This is a genomic window from Streptomyces sp. 3211.6, assembly GCF_003634815.1.
GTDB lineage: Bacteria > Actinomycetota > Actinomycetes > Streptomycetales > Streptomycetaceae > Streptomyces > Streptomyces katrae_A.
In genome coordinates this window covers 6,332,921-6,355,176 of record NZ_RBXC01000001.1, presented here as the reverse complement: position 1 = coordinate 6,355,176, position 22,256 = coordinate 6,332,921, and the positions used below count along the sequence as shown (strand labels likewise).

Genomic DNA, 22,256 nt, shown 5'->3' with positions numbered 1-22,256 from the left:
GCACACCGGTGGCGGCAAAGGAAAAGCGAAAGAATTGCCCTAAGGCAGCGAATCGCGTATGTCGACGGCCGGCGCCAGCGGCGAGTGCACCGCGAGGGCCGCCGCGTGCGCGTCGTCCACGGGCAGGTCGACGAGCCGCCAGCCCGCGATGGGGGACCCGGTGTCGTCCTTGCCGAGGTCCCGCCCCAGGCCGGTGCCGATGCCCTTGAGGTACGCCTCCTTGCGCGCCCACACCCGGGCGAAGGCGGCTGCCCGCCCGGCGAGCGGCACCGATGCGATCGCGGCGCGCTCCGCCGGGTGCAGGGCGCGTCCCACGTCCGTGACGGTCGTTCCGCTCGGGATGCCTTCCACGTCGACGCCCACCGTCGGCTCGGCGACGGCGATCAGCACGCGCCGGCCGCTGTGGGACAGGGAGAACCGTGTCCGTACGGCGGGTTCGTCCAGTACGGGCCGCCCGTGCGGCCCCGAGCACAGCGGGCAGGGGTCGCGGCCGAACCGCACCGCGTACGGATCGACGTCCAGCCGGGCGGCCAGGACGCGGCGCAGGGCGACGTGTGCGAAGCCGTAGCGGACCCGGTCGGCCTCGTGCCGGAACGTCGTCATGCGCCGGCGTTCCTCCGCGTCGAGCACGGACAGGTCGAGGGCGTCGAGCTCGTGGGCCGGCGGCACGCGCATCGACCACACGGACACCCGTGGGGCGAGGCCGCCGGCGAAGCCCGCCGTGGTCCTCGCTTCCGCCGCCGCCGGGGTCGCGGCCGGGGTCACCGGACGCCCGGGTGCGCGTTCCCCGCCGCGGTGTCCGCGAGAAGCCGGTCCCGGGCGATCTTGCCGGTGGGGCCGACCGGGAAGGAGGCGACCGCCTTGAGACGGCTGGGGATCATGTATGCGGGAAGCAGGCCCCCCAGGGCCGCCAGGACCTCGTCCGGCGCCGCCCCGGCGCCGCCGCCGGCCGCAGCCGCCTCGGGGACGTAGAAGGCCGCCAGCTCCCGCCCGTGCCCGGTCTCCGGGGCGAGGACGACGGCGGACTTGACGCCGGGACACCGGGTCAACGCCGCCTGCACCTCGCCCAGTTCGACGCGGTACCCGCGGATCTTGACCTGGTCGTCGAGACGGCCGAGGAATTCGAGGTTCCCGTCCGGCAGCCAGCGGGCCCGGTCGCCGGTGCGGTACATCCTGGCCTCCGATCCCCGCGGTGCTCCCGGGGGGACGAACGGGTCCGGCAGGAACCGTCCGGCCGTGAGCCGGGGAGCCCCCGCGTAGCCCAGGGCCACGCAGGTGCCGGCGATGTAGAGGTCGCCGGGGACGCCGACCGGGCAGGGCCGCATCCCGGCGTCGAGCACGTAGTACCGGGCGTTCTGCATCGGACGCCCGTACGGGACGCTCGGCCAGGAGGGATCCACGTCCCCGACCGGGAAGCTGTTCGACCAGACGGTGCACTCGGTCGCGCCGCCGAGCGCGAGCACGTGCGCTCCGGGGAACTCGCCGCGGATCTCGTCCGGCAGGGTCACCGGGATCCAGTCACCGCTGAGCATGACGAGCCGCAGGTCCTCGCGCCCCTGCGGGTCACGGCATTCCAGGAACGGCATGACGTGGGCCATCGCCGCGGGGGCGGAGTCCCAGATGGTGATCCGCTCCTGTTCGAGCAGGTCCACCAGCAGGTCGGGCTCGGTCAGCGCCGCGTCCGGCACCACCCGGACGGAGCCGCCCGCGGCGAGCACGCCGAACATGTCGTACACCGACAGGTCGAAGCAGAAGGAGGTGACGAACAGCAGCCGGTCGTCTTCTCCCACCTCGTGGACCCGGTTGATCCAGTCGACGAGGTTGACCACGGCCCGGTGGTCGACCATGACGCCCTTGGGCTCCCCCGTGGACCCGGAGGTGAAGATGACGTAGGCGACGTCCTGCGGAGCGGGCTCGCCGGCCACCGGTGCGGCCGGGCGCCGGTCGACGTGCCAGCCGGTCCAGGAGCGCAGCGCGCGCAGCCCGTTGTCCTCGGGGATCCGCGCCGAGACCGTGATCACCACGTCGTAGCGCGCGGCCAGTTCGGCGGGCCACTGCCCGCCGTCGCGGCCGAGCACCCTGACCGCGGCTGCGGGGACGGCCCTTTCCAGCGCCGCGAAGAACGACCGCGGAACACTGAGACCGGTGTGCCGCCCGAGCTCCGGATCGACGAGATCGGCGAGCACGACGGATCCGCCGGGTGCCAGTTTCGCCAGCACGTCCGCCAGGACGCGTACGAGGTAGTCCATGTCGGGGAAGAACTGGACGGTGCTGGCGAGCAGCACGAGGTCCACCGGGTGGTCGAGGGCGCTCGTGGCCTCGTGGGCGAACGCGGTGGCGCCGGTGAGCGCGGCTCCCGCCCGGGCGGCCCGGTCCGCCGCGGCCGCCACCGCGGAGGCGGCGGGGTCGACGGCGGTGTACCGCGCGGCGTGCGGCGCGAGGGCCTGCGTGATCAGACCCGAACCGCAGCCGATCTCCAGTACCGCGCCCCCCTCGGAGGGCAGCGCCTCGCGCGCCAGTCGTACGACGTGGTCGCGGTAGGCCGTCACCTCGTCCTCGGTGTAGAGGTGTCCGGAGGAGGTGGCGAGGTTGAAGCCCGCGGCCTGCAGGGGGTCCGGCAGCTCCGCCACGTAGTTCCACAGGTCGCCGACGGCTTCCTCGTCGAACGAGTCCGGCCAGGTGTCCTCGGTCGTCAGGTCGTGCACGACGACGTGCCGCAGGCTGGGGACGTCCCAGCGGACCGCTCCGACGGTGGGGAGCTGGTCCCGGGAGGCGAGCAGGGCGCTGACGCCCAGTCCGGCGAGGAGCGACCGGATCCGGGACGCCGGCCAGCGGATGTCGAGCGGCACATAGGTGGCGCCCGCCTTGAGCACGGCGAGGAGGCTGACCACGGCCTCCGCCGACCGGGTGGACAGCAGGCCCACGTGGGAGCCCCTGCCGATGCCCAGCGTGCGCAGGTGGTTGGCCAACCGCTCCGCCCGCTCGTCGAGTTCGGCGTGGGTCAGCGTCCGCGTGCCGTCGAGGAGCGCCGGCCGGCCGGGCACCCGGCGCGCGGTCCCGGCGAGCAGGGCGGGGAGGGTGGTCTCCCGGCCGAAGGGGCGGACGGTGTCGTTCCAGGCATCCGGGGGGAGGTCCCCCGGCCCCACGGGGCTCGGTACGGCTTCACTCGGGGGGGTCATCCGGTGGTGTCACTTTCTGTGGGGCTGGAAGGCTGCGGGGGGACGGCCAGCGCGCTGAGCAGGGCGTCGAGCCGCTCCCGCAGCGAACGGGCCGCGCCGGCGGGGAAGGCCCCGGTGCGGAACTGCACGGTGCCCGCGATCCCGCCGTCCGCGGCTGCGGCATGGTTCGGCCAGAGTTCCCAGGTGAGCTCGAAGCCACCGTCGCCGGCCGGGGTCGGGGCGGGGCGCGAGAGGGCGGGCGGCAGGGTCAGGGGGGCGTCGGCATCCGTCTGGTAGGCCATGCAGACCTGTACGAGCGGCATCCGGTGGCCTCGGTCCCCGCCGGCCGCCGCCACGACGTCGTTGAACGGGAGTTCGTCGCGCAGCGCCCGCAGGAAGCGCCGCCGCAGCGCCGGCACGAGCGAGAGCGGGTCCGTACCCGGCTCGGTGTCGACGCGCACGGGGACGGTGTTCACGCAGAAGCCCACCGTGCGGGCGAGCCCGGGGTCCGACCGGCCCGCCACCGGGACGGCCACGCAGAACCGGCGCGCGCCGGTGATGTCGGAGACCGCCTGCGCGAACACCGCCAGCAGCACGACGGCCGGGGTGGCCGCCGTCGAACGGGCGAGGTCACGCACCGCGGCACCGGCTCCGGGCGCGACGGGCGCCGCGATGAGGCGGACCTCCCCGCCGGGGGCGGGCGCGGCCGTGGCGGGCGGCGCGGTGATCGGTACGTCCTGGACTCCCGCGAGCTCCGCACGCCACGCCCCGACCCGCCGCTCCCGTTCGGCGGGATCGGCCGTGGCCGCCTCCGCGCCGTGCCAGGCCGCATATCCCACGGCCTCCGCGGGCAGGACGGGGGCTTGCCCGCGCGAGCGCGCCTCGTAGGCGCAGCGCAGGTCTTCGACGATGACGGGGAGGGACCAGCCGTCCACCGCGATGTGGTGCACGGCCAGTACCGCGGTGGCGCGCCCCGCCGCGTCCGGGTCGTGCAGCACGCCGAGCCGCAGCACGGGGCCCGTGGTGAGGTCCACCGGGGCGGCGGCGAAGGCCCGGGCACGCGCCGGCAGCTCGGCCGCCGGGACGCGGATCTCCTCCAGGGGCGCGGGGCCGCCGGGCGGCAGGATCCGCTGGAACGGCACGCCGTCCTCGTCCTCGAGGTAGACCGTCCGCAGGACCGGATGGCAGTCGATCACATCGCCCAGGGCGGCGCGCAACGCCTCGATGTCGAGCGGTCCTTCGAGTTCGGTGGTGCGCTGGACCAGGTTCTGCGGGCATCCCGGGGCGAGCTGCTCGGTGAGCCAGATCCGGATCTGTCCCGCGGACAGTTCCCACTCGGCGGTCTCGCTCCCGTCGTACGCGCCCGGCGCGGCAGCGGCCGTCCGGGGCAGCTCGCGGATGCGCGCCGCGAGTTCGAAGACCCGGGGGGAGGACAGCACGTCGGCGGCGGTGACCCGGCGGCCGGCGGCGAGCGTGAGCCGGTGCGCGATCCGGACGGCGGCCAGGGAATCGCCGCCGGAGTGGATCAGGTGCGTGTCCGCCCAGGCCCGCGGGGCGCCCAGTACGGCCGCGAACACGGCCGCCACCAGTTCCTCCTCCGGGCCCCGCGCGGGCGTGGAGCCGCTCGGCGCGGTGACCTGACGGGCGGCGAGGCGTTCCAGCTCCGTGTAGTCCGTCTTGCCCGAGCCGCCCCGCGGGTAGGCGTCGAGCCGGCCTATCCACCGCGGCGCCAGGGGGCCGGGCAGCAGCGAGGCCAGCTTCTCCCGCAGCGCCGTGACGTCCAGCCCCCGCTCGCCGGTGACCCAGGCGGCCAGCCCGACGGGCCGGTCCTGCACATCGCGCAGCGGGACCACGGCGGCGTCGTGCACGCCCGGCTCGCGGCGCAGCGCGGCCTCGGTCTCCGCCGGCTCGACGCGCACTCCGCGGATCTTGAGCTGGCGGTCCACGCGGCCGCGGTACCAGAGCACGCCGTCCTCGTCGACCACGCCGAGATCGCCGGTCCGGTAGAGCCGGACGCGGGTGTCGTCCTGCAGACCGGTGGTCTCGGCCGGGAGCACCGACTCGACGAAACGTTCCGCCGTCTGCATGGGGTCCGCGAGGTACTCGCTGACGAGTCCCGGGCCGCCCAGCAGGATCTCGCCGGTCTCGCCCCGGTCGGCGACGGTGCCGTCCTCCCGCGTCACGACCACGAGGGTGCCGGGCAGCGGCGTGCCGATGGGCGCGTCGACGACGCCCTCCAGGGCGGCCGCGTCATGGACGCGGACCGTCGTGGCCAGGATGGTGCACTCGACCGGCCCGTATCCGTTCACCAGGTGGATCGCCGGGTGGGCCGTCAGCAGCCGTCGCGCGTGTTCCGTCGACATCCGCTCGCCGCCGGAGAGCGTCTGGGTGATCCCGTCGAAGCACTCGGGGGCCTCGTCCACGAGGGTGTTGAAGAGCGAGGCCGTCATCAGCAGCGTGTTGACGCCGTGGGCCTTCACCGCTTCCCGGACGGCGGCCGGGGTGAGCGGACCGGGCGGACCGTAGACCACCGAGCCGCCGTTCAGCAGCGGCCCCCAGGTCTCCATGGAGGCCAGGTCCCAGGCGACCGAGGACGTGCGCAGCGCGACGGTGCGCGGACCGAAGTGCGCGAGGGGGCCCCGCCCGGGGAACAGGTCCGGGCAGTCGCCGAACGGCGCGACCGGCTCGCAGGAGTAGGGGGCGGGCGTGAACAGGCGCAGGGTCGCCGCGTGCGGTGACACGGCCCCCTTGGGCTCGCCGGTGGAGCCGGAGGTGAAGAAGACGCAGGCCGGCGAGTCCGCCGAGCCGGCGGCGGGGACCGGTTCCCCGGTCCGCTCCGGCGCGAGGGCCACGACCTCGGCCGGGACGCGCACGCTCTGCGGTCCTGCCGGCGCGACCGCCACGGTGTCCCCGACGAGCTGGACACGGGCGTCACACCGGTCGGCGATCTGCTGGAGCCGCCCGGCCGGCCAGTCGACCGGCAGCGCCACATAGGCCGCACCGGTCTTGAGCACCGCCAGGAGCACGGCGGGCAGTACGGGCCCGTCCGGAACCAGGACGGGTACGAAGTCGCCCTCGCCGACGCCCCGTTCCAGCAGCTCGGCGGCGAGCCGGTTCGCCGCCGCGTCCAGTTCCGCGTAGCCGACCGTCAGGCCGTCCCCGTACCGCAGGGCGACCGCGTCGGGGCGCAGCGCCGCCGCGGCGGCGACAGCGCCGTGGATCGTCGCGGAGGCCGGGATGTCCTTGGGGTGCCAGAGCACGGCGCCCGGCCGGGTGGCCGGCGTCATGCGGCACCCCGTACGCGGGTGTAGTGGAACAGCTCCGCCTCTTCGGCGCCGCGGTGGAAGCCGGCCCGCTCCAGTACGGCCTGCGACGCGAGGTTGTCCTTCGCGGTGCGCGCGACGACGGTGGTGACGCCGGGCTGGTCCAGCGCCCAGCGGGTCAGTTCGAGCAGCGCGCCGCTCGCGTACCCGGCGCCACGGCCGGATTCCACGAGGCCGAAGCCCACCTCGACGCAGCCCTCGTGCGGCGGGGCGTGGAAGCCGATGTCGCCGATCACCCGGCCGTCGGCGCAGCGTACGACCTGGTACATGCCGAAGCCCCGCAGGTGCTGGTCCGCGGTCCGCCTCCCGAACGCCGTGGCCGCGGCGCGCGTCCCCGCGGTGGGGTAGCCCGGGGCCTGATCGTCGCCCGGCGCGTCGTCGCGGAGCAGCGCGGCGACCTGGCCGGCGGTCAGCTCCCGCAGGACGAACCGCTCGGTCGCCAGGACGTGGGGGCCGGCCGCGGACAGCTCGCGCAGGGAGCGGGGGCGCATGTCGGTCCAGACCTCCGCGATGTGCCCGAGGCAGTCCTCCTCGGTCCCGGAGAACCCGGTGGCCCGCCAGCCGGAGGGCACGTCCAGGGCGTTCGGCCAGAGCGAGTGCTGGCCTTCGCCGTTGGCGACGACGTGATGAGACATGGGGTGGCTCCAGGAAAGAGGGGGGTGGTTCGCTGTTACGCGGGGGTCATGCCGTCGTCGTCTCCGCAGCGGCCGCGGTCGCGGGGTTCCCGGCGGCCAGCTGGGCGTGCACGGCGGCCGCCAGCTGCTCCACCGTGCGGTGGTCGAAGATCAGCTGCATGGAGAGCCGCGTGCCGACCGCACGGCCGAGCCGTGCCATGACCTTGGACGCCAGCAGGGAGTGCCCGCCCGTCTCGAAGAAGCTCTCGCTGTCGCTGAAGTCGGAGCGGCCGAGGACCTCGGCCCAGATGGCCCGCACGCGGTCGGTGAGTTCGCCCGGCGTCATGTCGGTCTGCATCAGTGGCGCTTCTTTCTCGGCTCGTGCCGGGGAGTCGTCAGTCAGGGGGTACCGCCCGCGCCCGTCCGGAGCGGGACGGGGAGGGGTCGCCTAGTCCCAGGCCCAGTTGCCGGGCGCCGCCAGGTCCACGTGCTCGTCCGCCGCCGGTGCGGACGCCGGTGCGGACGCCGTGGCCGGGCCGGGAACCACGCCGCCGGCGAAAAGGACAGGAAGGGCGACGAGAAGGGAGAGAACGGCCATCCGGAACAGTCGGTTCATGCGGTTGTGCACGGTTACCCCTCAAGGAAAATGGCATGCCGGAACCACACGGGTGGGTGGGGAAGGCACGAGAGAAAGGCGATGAGCTGTGTAAGGGTCTGCCGCGGGGCGGTACCCCGTCTCGATTGATACTGGCCGCAGCCTCTAGCCGGTGTCGACGGTTCCGCATGGCCCATGTAGGTCATGGCATCAACAGGTCAATTCAAGCCAGTTCCATGGACGAAGGATTCCGCGGCCGCCCAGACGCCCAACAGCAGATCGGCCCCGCACGACGACATCTTCCAGTCAGCGGACCATTCACGGCCGAGCCAGGTGTCCCAAGCCGCGGCGGCCAGCCGTTCGGCGGCTCGGAGATCGGCGGCGACCACGAAGGTCATGGCCACGACCTGCGAGGACAGCGGGACCAGGCTCACATGGGCGATACCCGGCTGGGGGTCGACGAGGATCCGCTCCCCGATGTCGGCGCTGCCGCGCGCGCCGGTGGTCCGGGCTCCGTACGGCGATTGCAGTAATACCTTGATCGCATACACGGGCACACCATAGTCATCCTTTGAGCACATCAAAGGAGAACTGATCCGGCCACCTCGTGCCATGGCATAAGGAGGCCACGGCCGGCGAAATCGAAAGGGACGGCCGGGTCAGATCCACCCGCGCCGCGTGGCCTGTACGCCGGCCTGGAATCGGCTTTCGGCGTTCAGCGTCTTGAGCAGGTCGGCCATCAGACGGCGGACCGTACGGATCGACACCCCGAGCTTGCGCGCGATCACTTCGTCGGTGTGGCCGTCCTCGAGCATCCTGAGCAGCGCCAGTTCGCGCTCGCTGGGCCCGTCACAGGGGAGGGAGGAGGGCTCGCCCAGCGGGGTGGCACGCTCCCACGTCAGGTCGAAGAGCTGGTTGAGCGCGGTGACGATGCTGGTGAGCCGGATGACGAACGCCCCCTGCTCGCTCGCGTCGGGCTTCACCGGCAGTACGGCCACGGAACGGTCGCAGATGATGAGGCGCATGGGCAGCGAGGGCATGGTCCGCGTCTGGCCCCCCTGCTGGGCGAACCAGGTGGCGTACTCGACCGTCGCAGGGTCCTTGCGCACCGTCTCCAGGTAGACGGTCTGCATCCGCACGCCCCGCGTCAGGTTCTGCACGTCGAGGGGGCGCGACGCGTCCAGCGCCGCCTGGCTGAGCGCCGGGCCCGGCATGAACGCCCGCACCTCGGAGACGGCACCCTGGGCCAGCTGCGTGAGACGGGAGCGCACCGCCTCCACGCCCACGAGACGCTCGACGCCCGCCACGTCGTTCTGCACCCGCCGCGCGGTGTACTCCGACGTCAGGGCCGCCAGCATCGCCCGGTCCCGGGAGAGCCTGGCCCGGTGTTCGTCCAGTTCGGCTTCCATGACCTGGAGCAGGGGAAGGAGCCCGAGCTCGGGGCTGGCCGGGACGAGCGGTTCGGTTCCGGAGGCGGAGCGCAGCAGCGAGAACTCGGTCAGACGGTCCAGCGTCTCCCGGACCTCTGCTTCCCCCATGCCCAAATTCTGTGCAATGTCCCGCATATCCCAGTCGGGGTGGACGAGAAGCGCCCGATAAACGTCACGGTCACGATTCTCAAGGCCGATGCTCTCCAGCACTTACCTCTCCCCCTGTGGTCGTTCCGCAGCGGGAGCGCACGTCCTCCCCGAAGCGCGACCACAGCATACCCGCCCGTATGTGCAGGTCAACACGGGTAGAGGGGCGCCGGGAGTTCACCTCAGCCGCCGCGATGGATTCATTTCGTCCGCCCTCCGGCCATTCACGGCTATTCATTCCGGTCGGGGGAATTCACCCCTTGTCAAGAAGTACCGACCACCTCGGCGAACACCTGGTACGCCCCGCCTGCAGAGCTTCGGCGCGAGCTGCGGCCCGCCGGGTGGAAGCGCAACGGCGTTGGCCAAAGCGGCGTTCGAGCGCTGATGGTCCGCTGGAGCATGGGAACCGCCGCCGCACGCCGCGCCTACCGCGCCCGGGCAGCCCGCCCGCATCCGGACCTCGCCCCACACCGGAGGCCACGATGCCCCCCGCGCGCCCCCAGGACCCGCCGCCCGATGGCCGCGGCTGCCGGACTACGCCTGCGGCACCGCACCGGAGGATGGTCTGGCGTGCCCTTCAAAGACTCCAGCAGCTACCACGTCTCCGTATACGAGCTGCCGACATCGTGATCGCTCGGCCCGGGCCGGCCTCCTTGAGTCGACTCTTGTCAAGTTTATTGCAGCGCGCTATATAGATGGTGTCGCCATGCGCATCTGTGACGAGTCGGGAGAGGAGTGAACGACGATGCTCATGCGGACTGATCCTTTCCTTGAACTGGACCGGCTCACCCAGCAGGTCCTGGGAACCGGGGCCCGGCCGGCGGCCATGCCCATGGATGCCTTCCGCGAGGGTGACGCCTTCGTCGTCGAACTGGACCTGCCCGGCATGGACCCCGGGTCCATCGATCTGGCTGTCGACCAGGACGTGCTCACCATCAGGGCTGAGCGGCGGACCACCGCCTCCGGAGACGGCAGCGACGTGCTGATCACGGAGCGCCCTTCCGGCACCTTCAGCCGCCGGCTGTTCCTCGGTGAGACGCTGGACACCGAACGGATCGAGGCCTCCTACGAGGGCGGCGTCCTGCGGCTGTGCATTCCGGTCGCGGAGAAGGCGAAGCCCCGGAAGATCGAGATCCGGGCCGCAGACGGCTCACGCGGGGAGATCAACGCCTGACGGACGCGCGGCAGGAATGCGGAGGGCGGCCCGGCCTTCCCCCCGGGCTGCCCTCCCTCCTCGGTCCCGCGGCTGCCACGTCAGCCGGTGGAGGAAGAGAGGTACGCGTCATGTCCGAAACACCACCTCTCGCGGCCACGGTCAGGCAGCGCGCCGACGGGCACCTCAAGGTCGCCGTGTCGGGAGAGATCGACATCCTGAGCGCGCCGCAGCTCCGGGTGACCCTGGATGAGGCATTGTCCGATGGCGTGCGGACGGTGGAGGTCGACCTTAGCGGAGTCGAGTTCTGCGACTGCTACGGACTCGGGGTCCTGCTGGAAGCCCGGCGCCGGGCCTCTGAGAGGGGCCACCGTTCTGCGCTTGGCGGGCGTCACCTCACCCCTGGTGCGGCGTCTCCTGCACCAGACCGGTACAGCCGCGGCCCTGCTGGGGACGTCGGCGCATTGACAAGCCGAAAGGTTCACAGATCCGAGAGGAGCCGATGATGGCACGCGCAGTCGGGATCGACCTGGGCACGACCAACTCCGTCGTTGCGGTCCTGGAGGGCGGCGAGCCCACGGTCATCACCAACACCGAAGGAAACAGGACCACCCCCTCCGTGGTGGCCTTCGGCAAGGGGGGAGAGGTCCTGGTCGGAGAAATCGCCAAGCGGCAGGCAGTGACGAACGTCGACCGCACCGCGCGGTCCGTGAAGCGCCACATCGGCGAGGCGGGCTGGCGTTTTCCCGAATCCGGTGACGTCGAGGGCAAGCGGTACACCGCACAGGAGATCTCGGCACGCGTCCTGCAGAAGCTGAAGCGGGACGCGGAGGCCTATCTCGGCGAGGAGGTCACGGACGCCGTGATCACCGTTCCGGCGTACTTCAACGACTCGCAGCGCACCGCGACGAAGGAGGCCGGTGAGATCGCGGGGCTGAAGGTGCTGAGGATCATCAACGAGCCGACGTCCGCCGCTCTCGCTTACGGTCTGGACAAGGAGAACGACCAGACGATCCTCGTCTTCGACCTGGGCGGCGGCACCTTCGACGTGTCGCTGCTGGAGATCGGAGAGGGGCTGGTGGAGGTCAAGTCCACCAACGGTGACACGCACCTCGGCGGAGACGACTGGGACCAGAAGATCGTCGACCATCTGGTGAAGCAGTTCCAGAACGGCTACGGCATCGACCTGTCCCAGGACAAGATGGCGCTCCAGCGTCTGCGCGAGGCCGCCGAGAAGGCGAAGATCGAACTTTCCGCCGCGACGGAGACGACGATCAACCTGCCCTACATCTCCGCGTCCGCCCAGGGCCCGCTGCACCTGGACGAGAAGCTCACCCGCTCGCAGTTCGAGCAGCTGACCACAGACCTCCTGGAACGCTGCAAGGCGCCCTTCCACAACGCGGTCAAGGACGCGAAGATCAAGGTCTCGGACATCGACCACGTCATCCTGGTCGGCGGCTCCACCCGCATGCCGGCCGTGACGGAGCTGGTCAAGGAGCTGACCGGGAAGGATCCGCACAAGGGCGTCAACCCGGACGAGGTCGTCGCCATCGGCGCCACCCTCCAGGCCGGTGTGCTCAAGGGTGAGGTCAAGGACGTCCTGCTCCTCGACGTGACCCCGCTGTCCCTCGGCATCGAGACCAAGGGCGGCATCATGACCAAGCTCATCGAGCGCAACACGACCATCCCGACCAAGCGGTCGGAGATCTTCACGACGGCCGAGGACAACCAGCCGTCCGTGCAGATCCAGGTCTACCAGGGCGAGCGCGAGATCGCGGCGTACAACAAGAAGCTCGGCATGTTCGAGCTGACGGGCCTGCCGCCGGCCCCGCGCGGCGTCCCGCAGATCGAGGTCTCCTTCGACATCGACGCGAACGGCATCATGCACGTCACGGCCAAGGACCTCGGTACGGGCAAGGAGCAGAAGATGACCGTCACCGGCGGCTCCTCGCTGCCCCGCCAGGACATCGACCGCATGATCCGCGAGGCCGAGCAGCACGCCGAGGAAGACCGCCGCCGCAAGGAGGAGGCCGAGACCCGCAACAGCGCCGAACAGCTCGTCTACCAGACCGAGAGGCTGCTGCGTGACAACGAGTCCAAGATCCCGGCCGACCTCAAGACCGAGACCGAAACCGCCATCGCGGACCTCAAGGAGAAGCTCAAGGGCCAGGACACGACAGCCATCCGCACGGCGACAGAGCACGCCGGCGCCGTCGCCCAGAAGATCGGCACCGCCCTCTACGACACGCAACGAGCCGCCGCAGGCGGTGACGGGCCGACATCCGACACCGGGTCGTCCGGCACGGAGGAAGAAGTCGTCGACGCGGAGATCGTCGACGACGAGAGCCCGAAGGGAGACGCGCGAGGAGCGGGTGCAGCGTGACCGTCTCGCGATACGGGAAACCGCGGTCGCCAACGACCCGGCTACCGCGTCGGACAGCGGGCCTTCTCGGCCAGTCGAAGAGCCCGCCAGGGTTGCGTTGACAACATTTCCGACGCGCCTTATCACGGATGGGAGAGGCCGGTCATTCCGGAGGTGAGGAAGATGGGCGCCTCGCGCCCGCCGCGCGACCATTACACCGTCCTCGGACTCCACGCGGAGGCGTCCCCGGAGCAGATCACAAGCGCCTACCGCGCACTGATCCGCGCCCTGCACCCGGACGCCCGTCCGAGCGGGCCGACGGCTGCTGCGCAACTGGCCGAGGTCATCGACGCCTACCAAACCCTGCACGATCCACTGCGACGGTCCGCCTACGACGCCGAACTCCGCCAAGAGCCGCAGGCCGCCAGTCATCCGGTACGCATACCGGTGCGGGTGAGGTACACGGCAGACACTGCGGAGCAGCCGGCCCCTCATTGGGTTGTATACCGGGCTGCCTCCCAGCCGTACGAAGACCCACTCGACCGGATCATGGCCTGGCTGTTTTACGGCATATAGCCACCGCAACAGCACAGCAGCCCGGTGGACTCCCCGTTCACGTCCCCACGGGCATCCGCAGCACTGCCGCCCCTCGGACCCTGCCGGCTGCGAGGTCGTCCAGGGCTGTGTCGGCCTGGGCGAAGTCGTACGCGGTGACCGTGGCGCCGAGGCGGTGTTCGGCGGCCGCCACGAGGAAGGCGCGCCCGTCCTCGCGGGTGTTGGCCGTGACGCTGCGGACGGTGCGCTCGCGGAAGAGGTGGCGCTGGTAGTCCAGCGGGGGGATGTCGGAGAGGTGGATCCCCGCGATGCTCAGCGTTCCGCCGCTGTCCAGGGCCTCCAGGGCCACGGGGACGAGGGCGCCGTCGGGGGCGAAGAGGATCGCGGCGTCCAGCGGCTCCGGCGGGCCCGTGCCGGCGTCGCCTGCCGAGGCGGCGCCGAGCTCCCGGGCGAGGGCCTGGGCGACGGGGGAGCGGGTGAGTACGTGGACGACGGCGCCCTGCGCGACGGCGAGCTGCGCCGTGAGGTGGGCGGAGGCGCCGAACCCGTAGATGCCGAGGCGGCCGCGTTCGGGCAGGTCAGCCAGGCGCAGGGCCCGGTAGCCGATGATCCCCGCGCACAGCAGCGGGGCCAGCTCCTCGGCGCGGTAGCCGGCCGGCAGCTCGTACGCGTAGCGCGCGGGCACGGTGGCGTACTCGGCGTAGCCGCCGTGCGCGTCCCAGCCGGTGTAGCGGGACGCAGGGCACAGGTTCTCCCGGCCCCGCGTGCAGAACCGGCACGCACCGCACGTGCTGCGCAGCCACGGGATGCCGACCCGGGTGCCGAGCTGTGGTCCGGTGACCCCGCTGCCGGTCGCGACGACCTCGCCGACGGCCTCGTGGCCGGGTACGACCCGATCCCGGTGGGGCGGCAGGTCGCCGTCGCGGACGTGCAGATCGGTCCGGCACACACCGCACGCGTGCACCCGGACCAGCAGTTCCCCGGGCGCCGGAGCGGGTACGGGAAGCTCGGCGCACTCGACCGTCCCCGGGCGGGCGGCGGGTGCCACCCAGGCCCGCATCGTCGTCGGAATTCGGGCATCCACTTCGGCCCTCCTCCGCTCCGCCGTCGGCTTCGGATGCTCCCATCCTTGAAGCCGAGCGCGCCGCGCGCATGCCGACGCGGCCATTGCCGGGGCATCCTCGGAACATGACCGCGAACGAGATCAAGCTCAAGGCCATCGCCGCCCTGACGGGTCTGCGTGCCGGCGTCGACGAGAGCCTGGTCTCGGATCTGCTGGGCGAGGTCATTCCCGACCAGTTCACGGTTCCCGCCGACGCGACCACCGAAGAGATCGGCCAGGCGATGCTGAGCCAGCTGTCCGAACCGCTGAGCGCCCTGGTCAGCGGCTTCATCACCGCCTTCGACGCGGTCGCGGACGCCTACGAGGAGACGGGCGCCGAGCCGCACACCGAAGGCATCCTCCAGGAAGTGGCACTCCGGCTGGCCGGCAACGATCTGGAATGAGGCGCCGGCGCAGCTCCTGGGCGCTGCTGGCCGCAGCTGCGGTGTCGGGGCGGCTTCCTCGGCGGGTCCACTGTTCAGGCGCGCCACCGCCTCGCCCTCGCACCGGCGGAGGCCGTTCGGGTATCCGCCGAGCGGGGTGTTTGTGGTGCGGACCGGTGGCGGTGCCGCAGTTGCGGGTAAGGCGGCGCGTGTGAGCGGAATTGAACTCAGCAGTACCGCGTTCGACCACAATGCGGTGATTCCCCGTCGGTACAGCGGGGAGGGCGAGAACATCTCGCCGCCCCTGACCTGGTCGGGGGTGCCCCACGAGGCCACGGAGCTGGTGCTCCTGTGTGAGGATCCGGACGCACCGGGGCGGACATTCCTGCACTGGCTGGTGACCGGCATCGATCCGGGGACCACCGGGGTGGTGGAGGGGCAGAAGCCGGTGGGCGGCCTGCCGTGGCCCAACGGGTTCGGGCGCGTGGGCTGGGGCGGGCCGATGCCGCCACCGGGGCACGGGCCGCACCGCTACTTCTTCCGCCTGTACGCCTTGTCCGAGCCACTGTCGCTGCACGACCGTCCGGATGCGGAGGACGTGCACCGCGCCCTGAAGGGCAGAGAGCTGGCCTCCGGCACCCTCGTCGGGACCTATCAACGCTGAGCGCGTCAGCCGGTGATCCGGCCGGCGGAGCCCGTCGGCGTCGGGGCGGGGCGGCCGCAGTGGGGTGCCCACCGCCCGGCGGGGCGTCGTACGGGTGAACGCGCTGGGGCGGCGGGCCCGGGGAGCCGGTGTGGTGGGGGGCGGCTCGTATAACGGGGTGGATGCCAGCACGCGAGGAAGGTGACGGGGATGGGCAATGACCTGGGAAGTCTGCTCGGCGGACTGCTCGGAGGCGAGCAGGGCGGCAAGGGCGGTGCGCTGCTGGGGGCGCTGCTGAGCTCGCTCGGCGGGGCCGGCACGCACGGCGGGGGCAGCAACCCGCTGGGCGCACTGCTGGACACCCTGAAGGAGGGCGGGCTCGGCGCACAGACCGACTCGTGGATCGGCAGGGGCCGCAACCAGGCGGTCAGCGGCCCCGAGGTCGCGCAGGCGCTCCCGTACCAGGCGCTGGACCACGTGGCCCAGCAGGCGGGCGTTTCTCCCGAGGAAGCCGCGGACCAGCTCGCCCAGACCCTGCCCCAGGCCGTCGACAGGCTCACCCCCGACGGCTCCGTGCCCGAGGGCTCGCTGGAGGACCTGATCCGCGAGCAGCTCTGACGGGCCGGACCGGTCGTCACGCCTCGGCGCCGCGTGCCGCAGTGCGGCCAGTGAGCGGCCCGCCGAGGGCCCCTCCGAGGACTGCGGCCTACGCCACTGGGGGCGGGAACGACAGGCGGGGACGGCGCCCAGGCGGAAGGGGCCCCATGGATCTACGGTGGTCGAACAGGGGGAGGGTCGATTTGCTCTCGTGAGGAGGCCGGAAATGGAGGAGCGTTTCGTCTGGGTGACAACGCGCCGCATCGAGCCGGGCAAGCTGGAGGAGTTCGAGCGTGCGTGGCGCCCCGGTACCCTCCCGGACGGCCTGCGGCACGCGTACGCGTACTGGTCCGAGGACGGGCAGGAGATCACCGGCGTGTCTCTCTGGGACTCCAGGCAAGCGTGTGACGCGTGGCGGTCCTCGGACGCGGAGAAACGGCGGCGTGAGGTCATGGCCCCGTACGTCGTCGAGGAGCGGGAAGGCTTCTACCGCGGAGGCGAACTCACCCTTCCCGCACGGTAGCCAGGGCCTGCGCCGACGGCCGGCCGGGGAGGGGTCCCTCCGGGCCACGGTGTGCCGGCCGCACCGCCGCGCGGGCAAGAAGCACCGGCTTCGACGGGGAGAAATTTCACAAATCGGATGTTTCCCTCCCTGGCTGCGGGGTAAGCGAAAAGTAGGCCTATGAAGCGAGCGAGGGAGCTCGACCGGAGTAGCCGACTTTGGCGGAAGGGAATGATGTCCGCCGGGGCCGACAGCGGCTGTCGGGCTGAGAGGCCGGAGGGTGTGGTGACCCGAAGGCGACCCCCAGCACCTGATCCGGGCAATGCCGGCGCAGGGAGCCCGTTTCATAGGTCGTCTGCGTGCCCGGGCGGCGGCGGGCGGTTCAGCTGCCGGGAAATTCGTCCGCTTGGCCTCCTTCGATGCCGTAGACCTTGGTCCACGTACTGCCGCACCGGCAGCGGTACGTCTCGACCAGTTCACCGGCTGCTGATACGTCCATGCCGTCCGGCCGGCGGATGTGCACGTGTTCGCCCATGGCGGGACCGCTTTTCTGTGGAGGGCCAGGTCGGCTCAGTGTGTGCGGCCGCATGCCTCGCCGCAACGCCCTGTCCGATAGCCGGACAGGCGGAGTGCCGTGCCGCAGGGCCCATGAGCCGCAGGCCTGGGCTCCGAGCGGCGGTCGGCTCGCCTTGCCCGTGTCGCTCGTACGTCAGCGTGTCGGGGGCGAGGCCTGCCGCTCGGCCCTCGACGAACGATGCCGGGTGCGGCGTGCCGACAGGTTTAGGCGCTGGTGGCGGGGTAGCCGCCCCATAAACCGGACGGCGTGCCGGTTTAGTTGAACATGCATGGAGGTGGTTGTGATGGCCTCGATCATGCGACGCCGCGGTGGTCTTCCCGCCCTGGCGGCAGCGGGTATGGACCCGTTCCGACAGTTCGAAAGCATGTGGGACGACATGGGCCGGCTTCTGGAGGGGGCTGCCCTTCCGACTGCGACCGGCGGGGCGTGGCTGCCGATGGCCGAAGAGGAGGAGACCGACGACTCGTACATCGTGAAGGCGGAACTGCCCGGCTACCCGCCCGAAAACATCAACATCGAAGTCGAGGGCGATGAGCTCGTCATCAGCGGTGAACTGTCCGAGGAGCACCAGGGCAAGGTGCTCACCCGAAGGACCGGGAAGTTCATGTACCGCACCAGCCTGCCGGCAGGCGCGGACAGCGAGCACTGCGACGCTGACCTGGACAACGGCGTTCTCACCGTGACCGTCCCGAAGATGCAGCAGCAACAGCGCCGCAAGATCGAGATCGGCAAGCGGCAGGCCGTCGAAGGCCCAGCCGCAGAAGCGGGTGGCGGCCCGCAGAGCGCCGTCTCATCCGGCGCCGAAGGACAGAGCGCCGAAGGACAGACCAGCGAAGGAGAGAGCCGCGGCGAACCCGGCACGTGAACGTGCCGGGGCGGGGAAGCCTCAACGGGCGTTGCTCGTGCCGCGGCGTCCCGAGGAAGGAAACGACACCATGGCCGCCCCAACGCTCGACCGCAGTGCATGGAGGACCACGCTCGACGAGGTCACCGCTGCCCGTGCAGGGCAGCTCGTCACCATCGAAGTGCTGGACCCTTCGATCGGGCATCAGTACGAGGCCGAGCGGCTGCCCTTCTCCTACGTGGCCTACGACCCGAAGGACGACGTGGTCGTCGTCGGCGTGGGCGGTCAGGCGCCGCCCCACCCCGTCGTACTTCGGCACATGGTGCCTCGCCCCCAAGAGATCGACGTATCGACCGAGAACGTCCCGGAGGCAGCCGTCCAGGTCGTGGATCCCGAGGGCACCGCCACTTTGATCACCTTCTTCCCGTCCGAGCCCGGTGAATCCTGACGCTCACGCAGTCACGGCCACGCGTCACGGCCACGCCCGGTCATGCCGGGTGTGGCCGCCGGGCATGCGCGGCGTCTTCCTCGACCTCGGCGTAGGAGATTGCCGTGGAGTGGTTCGCGGACACCGACTACTGGCTGGGCCGACTGGTGTTCCAGCGAGGTCTGGCCCTCCTCTACCTCGTGGCCTTCCTGAGCTCGATCCACCAGTACCGTGCGCTCATCGGCGAGCACGGGCTGCTTCCGGTGCCGCGCTTCCTGGCGGCCACCACGTTCCGGCGGACTCCGAGTGTGTTCCACCTCCACTACTCGGACCGGTTCTTCGCCGTGATCGCCTGGACGGGCCTGGTCCTCTCCGCCGCCTTGGCCGCGGGGGCGGCGGACCGGGTGCCCCTGTGGGCCGCCATGCTGATGTGGGGGTGCCCCTGGGTGCTGTACCTCTCCATCGTCAACGTCGGCCAGAGCTGGTACGCGTTCATGTGGGAGTCCCTGCTGCTGGAGGCGGGCTTCCTCGCCGTCTTCCTGGGCAACGCGCGCACCGCGCCCCCCGTCCTGGTGCTGTTCCTGCTGCGCTGGCTGCTGTTCCGGCTGGAGTTCGGAGCGGGACTGATCAAACTGCGCGGCGACTCCTGCTGGCGGAACCTGACCTGCCTCTACTACCACCACGAGACCCAGCCGATGCCGGGGCCGCTCAGCCGGTTCTTCCACCACCTGCCGAGGCCGCTGCACCGGGCCGAGGTGGCGGCCAACCATGTGGCGCAGCTGGTGGCACCGGTACTGCTGTTCGCGCCGCAGCCCGTCGCGAGCGCGGCCGCGGGATTCGTCGTCGTCACCCAGCTGTGGCTCGTGGCGTCCGGCAACTTCGCCTGGCTCAACTGGCTGGCCATCCTGCTCGCCCTGTCCGCCGTCGACGCAGGAGCGGCGGCGCAGGTGCTCCCCCTGCCGCGGCCTCCCGCGTTCGCGGCCACGCCGGTGTGGTTCGAGGGCCTGGTGATCGCCGTCACGGCCCTGGTGGTGGTGCTCAGCTACTGGCCGGTGCGCAACATGCTCTCGCGGCACCAGCGGATGAACTTCTCGTTCAACCCCTTCCACCTGGGCAACACCTACGGGGCCTTCGGCAGCATCAGCAAGGTGCGTCTGGAGGTGGTGATCGAGGGAACCGACGAGCCCGAGATCACGGACGACACGCCCTGGAAGGAATACGGCTTCAAGGGCAAGCCGGGTGACCTTCGCCGACGGGCGCCCCAGGTGGCCCCGTACCACCTGCGGCTCGACTGGCTGATGTGGTTCGCCGCGCTGTCGCCCGCGTACGCCCGGAGCTGGCTGGCGCCGCTCCTCGTCAAGCTCCTGGACAACGATCCGTCCCTGCTCAAGCTGCTCAGGGACAACCCCTTCCCGACCGCTCCCCCCACCTTCCTGCGCGCCCGGCTCTACCGCTACCGCTTCACCAGCCGGCGCGAACGGTGTGACACCGGCGCCTGGTGGCAGCGCACGCTCGTGGCGGATTACCTCCCGCCGGTCACCAGGGCGCACTGAGCGCACTGACCGTCGCGGCACGCGGTCCGGACTACACTTTTGCCCCATATTGACAACTTTGATTGCATCTCCGCCGACCCGGAGGGCGGCCACGGACTGCTCCTGGTCGCCCAGCTTGTGCGCGGTAATCGCCTCCGACGGCCTCACCCAGGCACGCCATATCGGCTTGGGCCAGCCGCACCCAAGCCGCGCACCCTCCGCCTTGAACGGGCAGGGTCACCAGCCGCAGCCCGGATGATTGCAGCAATACAAAACCGCGCCGTGCGACGCGCTTGGTCGCACTGCGCGGCTCCAGGTCATGGGGACTCAGGCAAGATGGGATCTCGTCACTCGGCCTCCGAGAGGCCGATCTGCTCAGCGAACGCCTGGTACGCCGACTCGTCGTAGAGGACGAACCTGACCTCCTCGACGTTGGTCTCGGCGCCGAGCACGGCCTCTACCGCGATGCGAGCGGCATCTTCCATGGGCCATCCGTAGGCCCCGGTCGAGATCGCCGGGAAGGCGACTGTCCGTGCCCCCAGCTCGTCGGCAACCCTCAGTGACTCGCGGTAGCAGGATGCCAGCAGCCACGGATCGCTCCCGGAAACCTGATACACCGGGCCGACGGTGTGGATGACGTGCCCGGCCGGGAGGCGGCCCGCGGTGGTGGCGACGGCCCGGCCGGTCGGCAGGCCCTTGCCGTAATGGGAGCGGCGCAGGTCCTCGCAGGCGGCGAGGATCTCGGGGCCGCCGCGCCGGTGGATGGCGCCGTCCACGCCACCGCCTCCGAGCAGCGAGGAGTTGGCCGCGTTGACCACCGCGTCCACCTCCTGTGCGGTGATGTCGCCCTGGACGAGGGTGATCCTGGCCATCACTGTCCCTTCCGGAGGTGGCGCCAGACCGCCTTGGCGGCGTTGTGCCCGGACATGCCGTGCACACCGGGGCCGGGCGGGGTCGCCGAGGAGCAGAGGAAGACCGCCGGATGGGCGGTGGTGTACGGGGAGAGGGTGATCCGCGGCCTCAGCAGGAGCTGGAGTCCGGCGGCGGAACCGCAGGCGATGTCCCCGCCGACGTAGTTGGAGTTGCGGGCGGCCAGCTGCGGCGGGCCGGCGGTCGCGCGGGCCAGCACGAGGTCGCGGAAGCCCGGGGCGAACCGCTCCAGTTGGCGCTCGACGGCCTCGGTGAGGTCGCCTTCCCAGCCCGCCGGGACGTGCCCGTACGCCCAGAAGACGTGCTTGCCCTCCGGCGCCCGGCCTGGGTCGACCAGGCTGGGCTGGGCGGTGATCAGGAAGGGGTTGCGGGGGGCGCGGCCGCCCGAGGCCAGCTGGAGGGCGGCGTCGATGTCGCGGCTGCCGGGCCCGATCTGGACGGTGCCGGCCCGGCGGGGGGCCTCGGCGGTCCAGGGGACGGGGCCGTCCAGGGCGTAGTCGAGCTTGAAGGCGGCGGCCCCGTACCGGTAGCCGTCGTAGACCCGGCCCAGGCGGGCGATCCGGGCCAGCGCGGTCGGAGAGGTGTCGAAGACGTACGCGCGGGCCGGCGGGAGGTCGTCGAGCCGCTTGACCTCGAAGCCGGTGTGGACGGCGCCGCCGAGGTCGGCCAGGTAGCCGGCCAGGGCGTCGGAGACCGACTGCGAGCCGCCGCGCGGCAGCGGCCAGCCGCCCGCGTGCGCGGCCAGCGCGAAGACCAGGCCGACGGCGCCGGTGCCGATCCCGCTGAGGGGGGCGATGACGTGCGCGACGAGCCCGGCGAACAGGGCCCGGGCGCGGTCTTCGTGGAAGCGGCGCATCAGCCAGGTGGAGGGCGGCAGGCCGGTCAGGCCGAAGCGGGCGAGGAGGAGCGGGTCCCGGGGCAGCGCGGTGTTGGGCAGGGACATGAAGTCCCGGGCGAGGGTGTCCCAGTGGCCGAGGAACGGCTCCACCAGGCGCCGGTACGCGCCCGCGTCCCGGGGCCCGAGGGAGGCCGCGGTCTCCGCGACGGAACGGGAGAGCACGGCCGCCGTGCCGTCGTCGAAGGGATGCGCCATGGGCAGCGGGGCGTGCAGCCACTCCAGCCCGTACCGGGCCAGCGGCATCGTCTTGAACACCGGGGAGCCGGCGCCCAGCGGGTGCACCGCCGAGCAGGGGTCGTGGCGGAAACCGGGGAGGGTGAGCTCCTCGGTGCGGGCCCCGCCGCCGACCGACCCGGCGGCCTCGAACACGGCCACCGAGTGGCCCCGGCGGGCCAGTTCGACGGCGGCCGTCAGGCCGTTGGGCCCCGCCCCCACCACGACTGCGTCGAGAATCGACGGCACTGAGAGCTCCTTCGTCCGGCGA

23 protein-coding genes and 1 riboswitch are annotated in these 22,256 nt (G+C 71.7%); of the genes, 11 read left to right on the top strand and 12 right to left on the bottom strand.

The genetic code is table 11. From position 1 onward, the window contains the following. Nucleotides 1–39 precede the first annotated feature (39 nt). The 8 genes from BX286_RS29215 to BX286_RS29180 form a co-directional block, all read right to left on the bottom strand. A complete protein-coding gene (locus BX286_RS29215) occupies nt 40–765 on the bottom strand; it encodes a 4'-phosphopantetheinyl transferase superfamily protein (RefSeq protein WP_079430520.1) in 726 nt (241 codons plus the stop codon). Then, on the bottom strand, nt 762–3,179 hold the full coding sequence (locus BX286_RS29210; protein WP_121016765.1) for an amino acid adenylation domain-containing protein: 2,418 nt from the start codon (nt 3,177–3,179) through the stop codon (nt 762–764). Before BX286_RS29210 ends, BX286_RS29215 begins: the two co-directional genes overlap by 4 nt. Then, nucleotides 3,176–6,445, bottom strand: coding sequence for an AMP-binding protein (locus BX286_RS29205; protein WP_121016763.1), 3,270 nt, complete (start codon nt 6,443–6,445; stop codon nt 3,176–3,178). Before BX286_RS29205 ends, BX286_RS29210 begins: the two co-directional genes overlap by 4 nt. Next, nucleotides 6,442–7,116, bottom strand: a complete 675-nt coding sequence (locus BX286_RS29200; protein ID WP_079430517.1) for a GNAT family N-acetyltransferase — start codon at nt 7,114–7,116, stop codon at nt 6,442–6,444. Before BX286_RS29200 ends, BX286_RS29205 begins: the two co-directional genes overlap by 4 nt. 46 nt (nt 7,117–7,162) lie before the next feature. Then, nucleotides 7,163–7,453 (bottom strand): phosphopantetheine-binding protein, encoded by a 291-nt coding sequence (locus tag BX286_RS29195; RefSeq protein WP_079430516.1) that lies wholly within the window; start codon nt 7,451–7,453, stop codon nt 7,163–7,165. Nucleotides 7,454–7,543: 90 nt separating this feature from the next. Next, complete coding sequence (locus BX286_RS36770; protein WP_159036704.1) at nt 7,544–7,711, bottom strand: hypothetical protein; 168 nt, start codon at nt 7,709–7,711, stop codon at nt 7,544–7,546. 197 nt (nt 7,712–7,908) lie between these two features. Further along, complete coding sequence (locus tag BX286_RS29185) at nt 7,909–8,241, bottom strand: hypothetical protein (protein ID WP_123995247.1); 333 nt, start codon at nt 8,239–8,241, stop codon at nt 7,909–7,911. A gap of 108 nt (nt 8,242–8,349) precedes the next feature. Further along, a complete protein-coding gene (locus tag BX286_RS29180) occupies nt 8,350–9,228 on the bottom strand; it encodes a LuxR C-terminal-related transcriptional regulator (protein ID WP_237293151.1) in 879 nt (292 codons plus the stop codon). A gap of 784 nt (nt 9,229–10,012) precedes the next feature. Between BX286_RS29180 and BX286_RS29175 the strand changes: the two genes are divergently transcribed. From BX286_RS29175 to BX286_RS29160, 4 genes are all read left to right on the top strand, one after another. Beyond that, entirely contained in the window at nt 10,013–10,441 is a 429-nt protein-coding gene (locus BX286_RS29175; protein WP_121016762.1) for an Hsp20/alpha crystallin family protein, read from the top strand. Between the two features lie 110 nt (nt 10,442–10,551). Continuing rightward, entirely contained in the window at nt 10,552–10,926 is a 375-nt protein-coding gene (locus BX286_RS38105) for an STAS domain-containing protein (RefSeq protein ID WP_121016760.1), read from the top strand. Next, on the top strand, nt 10,926–12,803 hold the full coding sequence (gene dnaK, locus BX286_RS29165) for a molecular chaperone DnaK (protein ID WP_121016759.1): 1,878 nt from the start codon (nt 10,926–10,928) through the stop codon (nt 12,801–12,803). The genes BX286_RS38105 and dnaK overlap by 1 nt, the downstream gene beginning before the upstream one ends. 162 nt (nt 12,804–12,965) lie before the next feature. After that, nucleotides 12,966–13,358, top strand: coding sequence for a J domain-containing protein (locus tag BX286_RS29160; RefSeq protein WP_100862532.1), 393 nt, complete (start codon nt 12,966–12,968; stop codon nt 13,356–13,358). 37 nt (nt 13,359–13,395) lie between these two features. On the opposite strand, the gene BX286_RS29155 is transcribed toward BX286_RS29160, so the two are convergent. After that, nucleotides 13,396–14,397 (bottom strand): zinc-dependent alcohol dehydrogenase family protein, encoded by a 1,002-nt coding sequence (locus tag BX286_RS29155; RefSeq protein WP_187344306.1) that lies wholly within the window; start codon nt 14,395–14,397, stop codon nt 13,396–13,398. A gap of 128 nt (nt 14,398–14,525) precedes the next feature. On the opposite strand from BX286_RS29155, the gene BX286_RS29150 reads away from it, so the two are divergent. The 4 genes from BX286_RS29150 to BX286_RS29135 all read left to right on the top strand — a co-directional run bounded on the left by BX286_RS29150 (nt 14,526) and on the right by BX286_RS29135 (nt 16,585). Further along, entirely contained in the window at nt 14,526–14,843 is a 318-nt protein-coding gene (locus BX286_RS29150) for a hypothetical protein (RefSeq protein WP_079430506.1), read from the top strand. Nucleotides 14,844–15,033: 190 nt separating this feature from the next. Beyond that, nucleotides 15,034–15,486: a YbhB/YbcL family Raf kinase inhibitor-like protein gene (locus BX286_RS29145; protein WP_079430504.1), complete on the top strand. Its 453-nt coding sequence runs from the start codon at nt 15,034–15,036 to the stop codon at nt 15,484–15,486. Between the two features lie 189 nt (nt 15,487–15,675). After that, nucleotides 15,676–16,083 carry a YidB family protein gene (locus tag BX286_RS29140; protein WP_398898826.1) on the top strand — a complete coding sequence of 136 codons (408 nt, stop codon included), beginning with the start codon at nt 15,676–15,678 and terminating at the stop codon, nt 16,081–16,083. A gap of 205 nt (nt 16,084–16,288) precedes the next feature. After that, a complete protein-coding gene (locus BX286_RS29135; protein ID WP_079430502.1) occupies nt 16,289–16,585 on the top strand; it encodes a putative quinol monooxygenase in 297 nt (98 codons plus the stop codon). A gap of 160 nt (nt 16,586–16,745) precedes the next feature. After that, nucleotides 16,746–16,918: riboswitch (TPP riboswitch) on the top strand. Between the two features lie 28 nt (nt 16,919–16,946). Here the strand turns inward: BX286_RS29135 and BX286_RS36765 are convergent. Next, entirely contained in the window at nt 16,947–17,099 is a 153-nt protein-coding gene (locus BX286_RS36765) for a hypothetical protein (RefSeq protein WP_187344213.1), read from the bottom strand. A 325-nt stretch (nt 17,100–17,424) separates the two neighbouring features. Here BX286_RS36765 and BX286_RS29130 point away from each other — a divergent pair, with 325 nt between their 5' ends. From BX286_RS29130 to BX286_RS29120, 3 genes are all read left to right on the top strand, one after another. Next, entirely contained in the window at nt 17,425–18,006 is a 582-nt protein-coding gene (locus BX286_RS29130) for an Hsp20/alpha crystallin family protein (protein WP_222842060.1), read from the top strand. A gap of 70 nt (nt 18,007–18,076) precedes the next feature. After that, nucleotides 18,077–18,433 carry a DUF5335 family protein gene (locus BX286_RS29125; RefSeq protein WP_079430501.1) on the top strand — a complete coding sequence of 119 codons (357 nt, stop codon included), beginning with the start codon at nt 18,077–18,079 and terminating at the stop codon, nt 18,431–18,433. 104 nt (nt 18,434–18,537) lie between these two features. Then, nucleotides 18,538–19,965, top strand: coding sequence for a lipase maturation factor family protein (locus BX286_RS29120; protein WP_121016754.1), 1,428 nt, complete (start codon nt 18,538–18,540; stop codon nt 19,963–19,965). Between the two features lie 326 nt (nt 19,966–20,291). On the opposite strand, the gene BX286_RS29115 is transcribed toward BX286_RS29120, so the two are convergent. Together BX286_RS29115 and BX286_RS29110 are read right to left on the bottom strand one after the other, a co-directional pair. After that, nucleotides 20,292–20,816: an O-acetyl-ADP-ribose deacetylase gene (locus BX286_RS29115; protein WP_121016752.1), complete on the bottom strand. Its 525-nt coding sequence runs from the start codon at nt 20,814–20,816 to the stop codon at nt 20,292–20,294. Then, nucleotides 20,816–22,234, bottom strand: a complete 1,419-nt coding sequence (locus BX286_RS29110) for an NAD(P)/FAD-dependent oxidoreductase (RefSeq protein WP_121016750.1) — start codon at nt 22,232–22,234, stop codon at nt 20,816–20,818. The genes BX286_RS29115 and BX286_RS29110 overlap by 1 nt, the downstream gene beginning before the upstream one ends. Between the last annotated feature and the right edge of the window lie 22 nt (nt 22,235–22,256).

Bases quoted from the DNA above. Each gene is read 5' to 3' on its own strand.
- BX286_RS29135 (WP_079430502.1), top strand. From the start codon at position 16,289: ATGGAGGAGCGTTTCGTCTGGGTGACAACGCGCCGCATCGAGCCGGGC.
- BX286_RS29160 (WP_100862532.1), top strand. From the start codon at position 12,966: ATGGGCGCCTCGCGCCCGCCGCGCGACCATTACACCGTCCTCGGACTC.
- BX286_RS29140 (WP_398898826.1), top strand. From the start codon at position 15,676: ATGGGCAATGACCTGGGAAGTCTGCTCGGCGGACTGCTCGGAGGCGAG.
- BX286_RS29150 (WP_079430506.1), top strand. From the start codon at position 14,526: ATGACCGCGAACGAGATCAAGCTCAAGGCCATCGCCGCCCTGACGGGT.
- BX286_RS36765 (WP_187344213.1), bottom strand. From the start codon at position 17,099: ATGGGCGAACACGTGCACATCCGCCGGCCGGACGGCATGGACGTATCA.
- BX286_RS29210 (WP_121016765.1), bottom strand. From the start codon at position 3,179: ATGACCCCCCCGAGTGAAGCCGTACCGAGCCCCGTGGGGCCGGGGGAC.
- BX286_RS29205 (WP_121016763.1), bottom strand. From the start codon at position 6,445: ATGACGCCGGCCACCCGGCCGGGCGCCGTGCTCTGGCACCCCAAGGAC.
- BX286_RS36770 (WP_159036704.1), bottom strand. From the start codon at position 7,711: ATGAACCGACTGTTCCGGATGGCCGTTCTCTCCCTTCTCGTCGCCCTT.
- BX286_RS29175 (WP_121016762.1), top strand. From the start codon at position 10,013: ATGCTCATGCGGACTGATCCTTTCCTTGAACTGGACCGGCTCACCCAG.
- BX286_RS29180 (WP_237293151.1), bottom strand. From the start codon at position 9,228: ATGGGGGAAGCAGAGGTCCGGGAGACGCTGGACCGTCTGACCGAGTTC.
- BX286_RS29195 (WP_079430516.1), bottom strand. From the start codon at position 7,453: ATGCAGACCGACATGACGCCGGGCGAACTCACCGACCGCGTGCGGGCC.
- BX286_RS38105 (WP_121016760.1), top strand. From the start codon at position 10,552: ATGTCCGAAACACCACCTCTCGCGGCCACGGTCAGGCAGCGCGCCGAC.
- BX286_RS29155 (WP_187344306.1), bottom strand. From the start codon at position 14,397: ATGCGGGCCTGGGTGGCACCCGCCGCCCGCCCGGGGACGGTCGAGTGC.
- BX286_RS29200 (WP_079430517.1), bottom strand. From the start codon at position 7,116: ATGTCTCATCACGTCGTCGCCAACGGCGAAGGCCAGCACTCGCTCTGG.
- dnaK (WP_121016759.1), top strand. From the start codon at position 10,926: ATGGCACGCGCAGTCGGGATCGACCTGGGCACGACCAACTCCGTCGTT.
- BX286_RS29130 (WP_222842060.1), top strand. From the start codon at position 17,425: ATGGCCTCGATCATGCGACGCCGCGGTGGTCTTCCCGCCCTGGCGGCA.
- BX286_RS29125 (WP_079430501.1), top strand. From the start codon at position 18,077: ATGGCCGCCCCAACGCTCGACCGCAGTGCATGGAGGACCACGCTCGAC.
- BX286_RS29115 (WP_121016752.1), bottom strand. From the start codon at position 20,816: ATGGCCAGGATCACCCTCGTCCAGGGCGACATCACCGCACAGGAGGTG.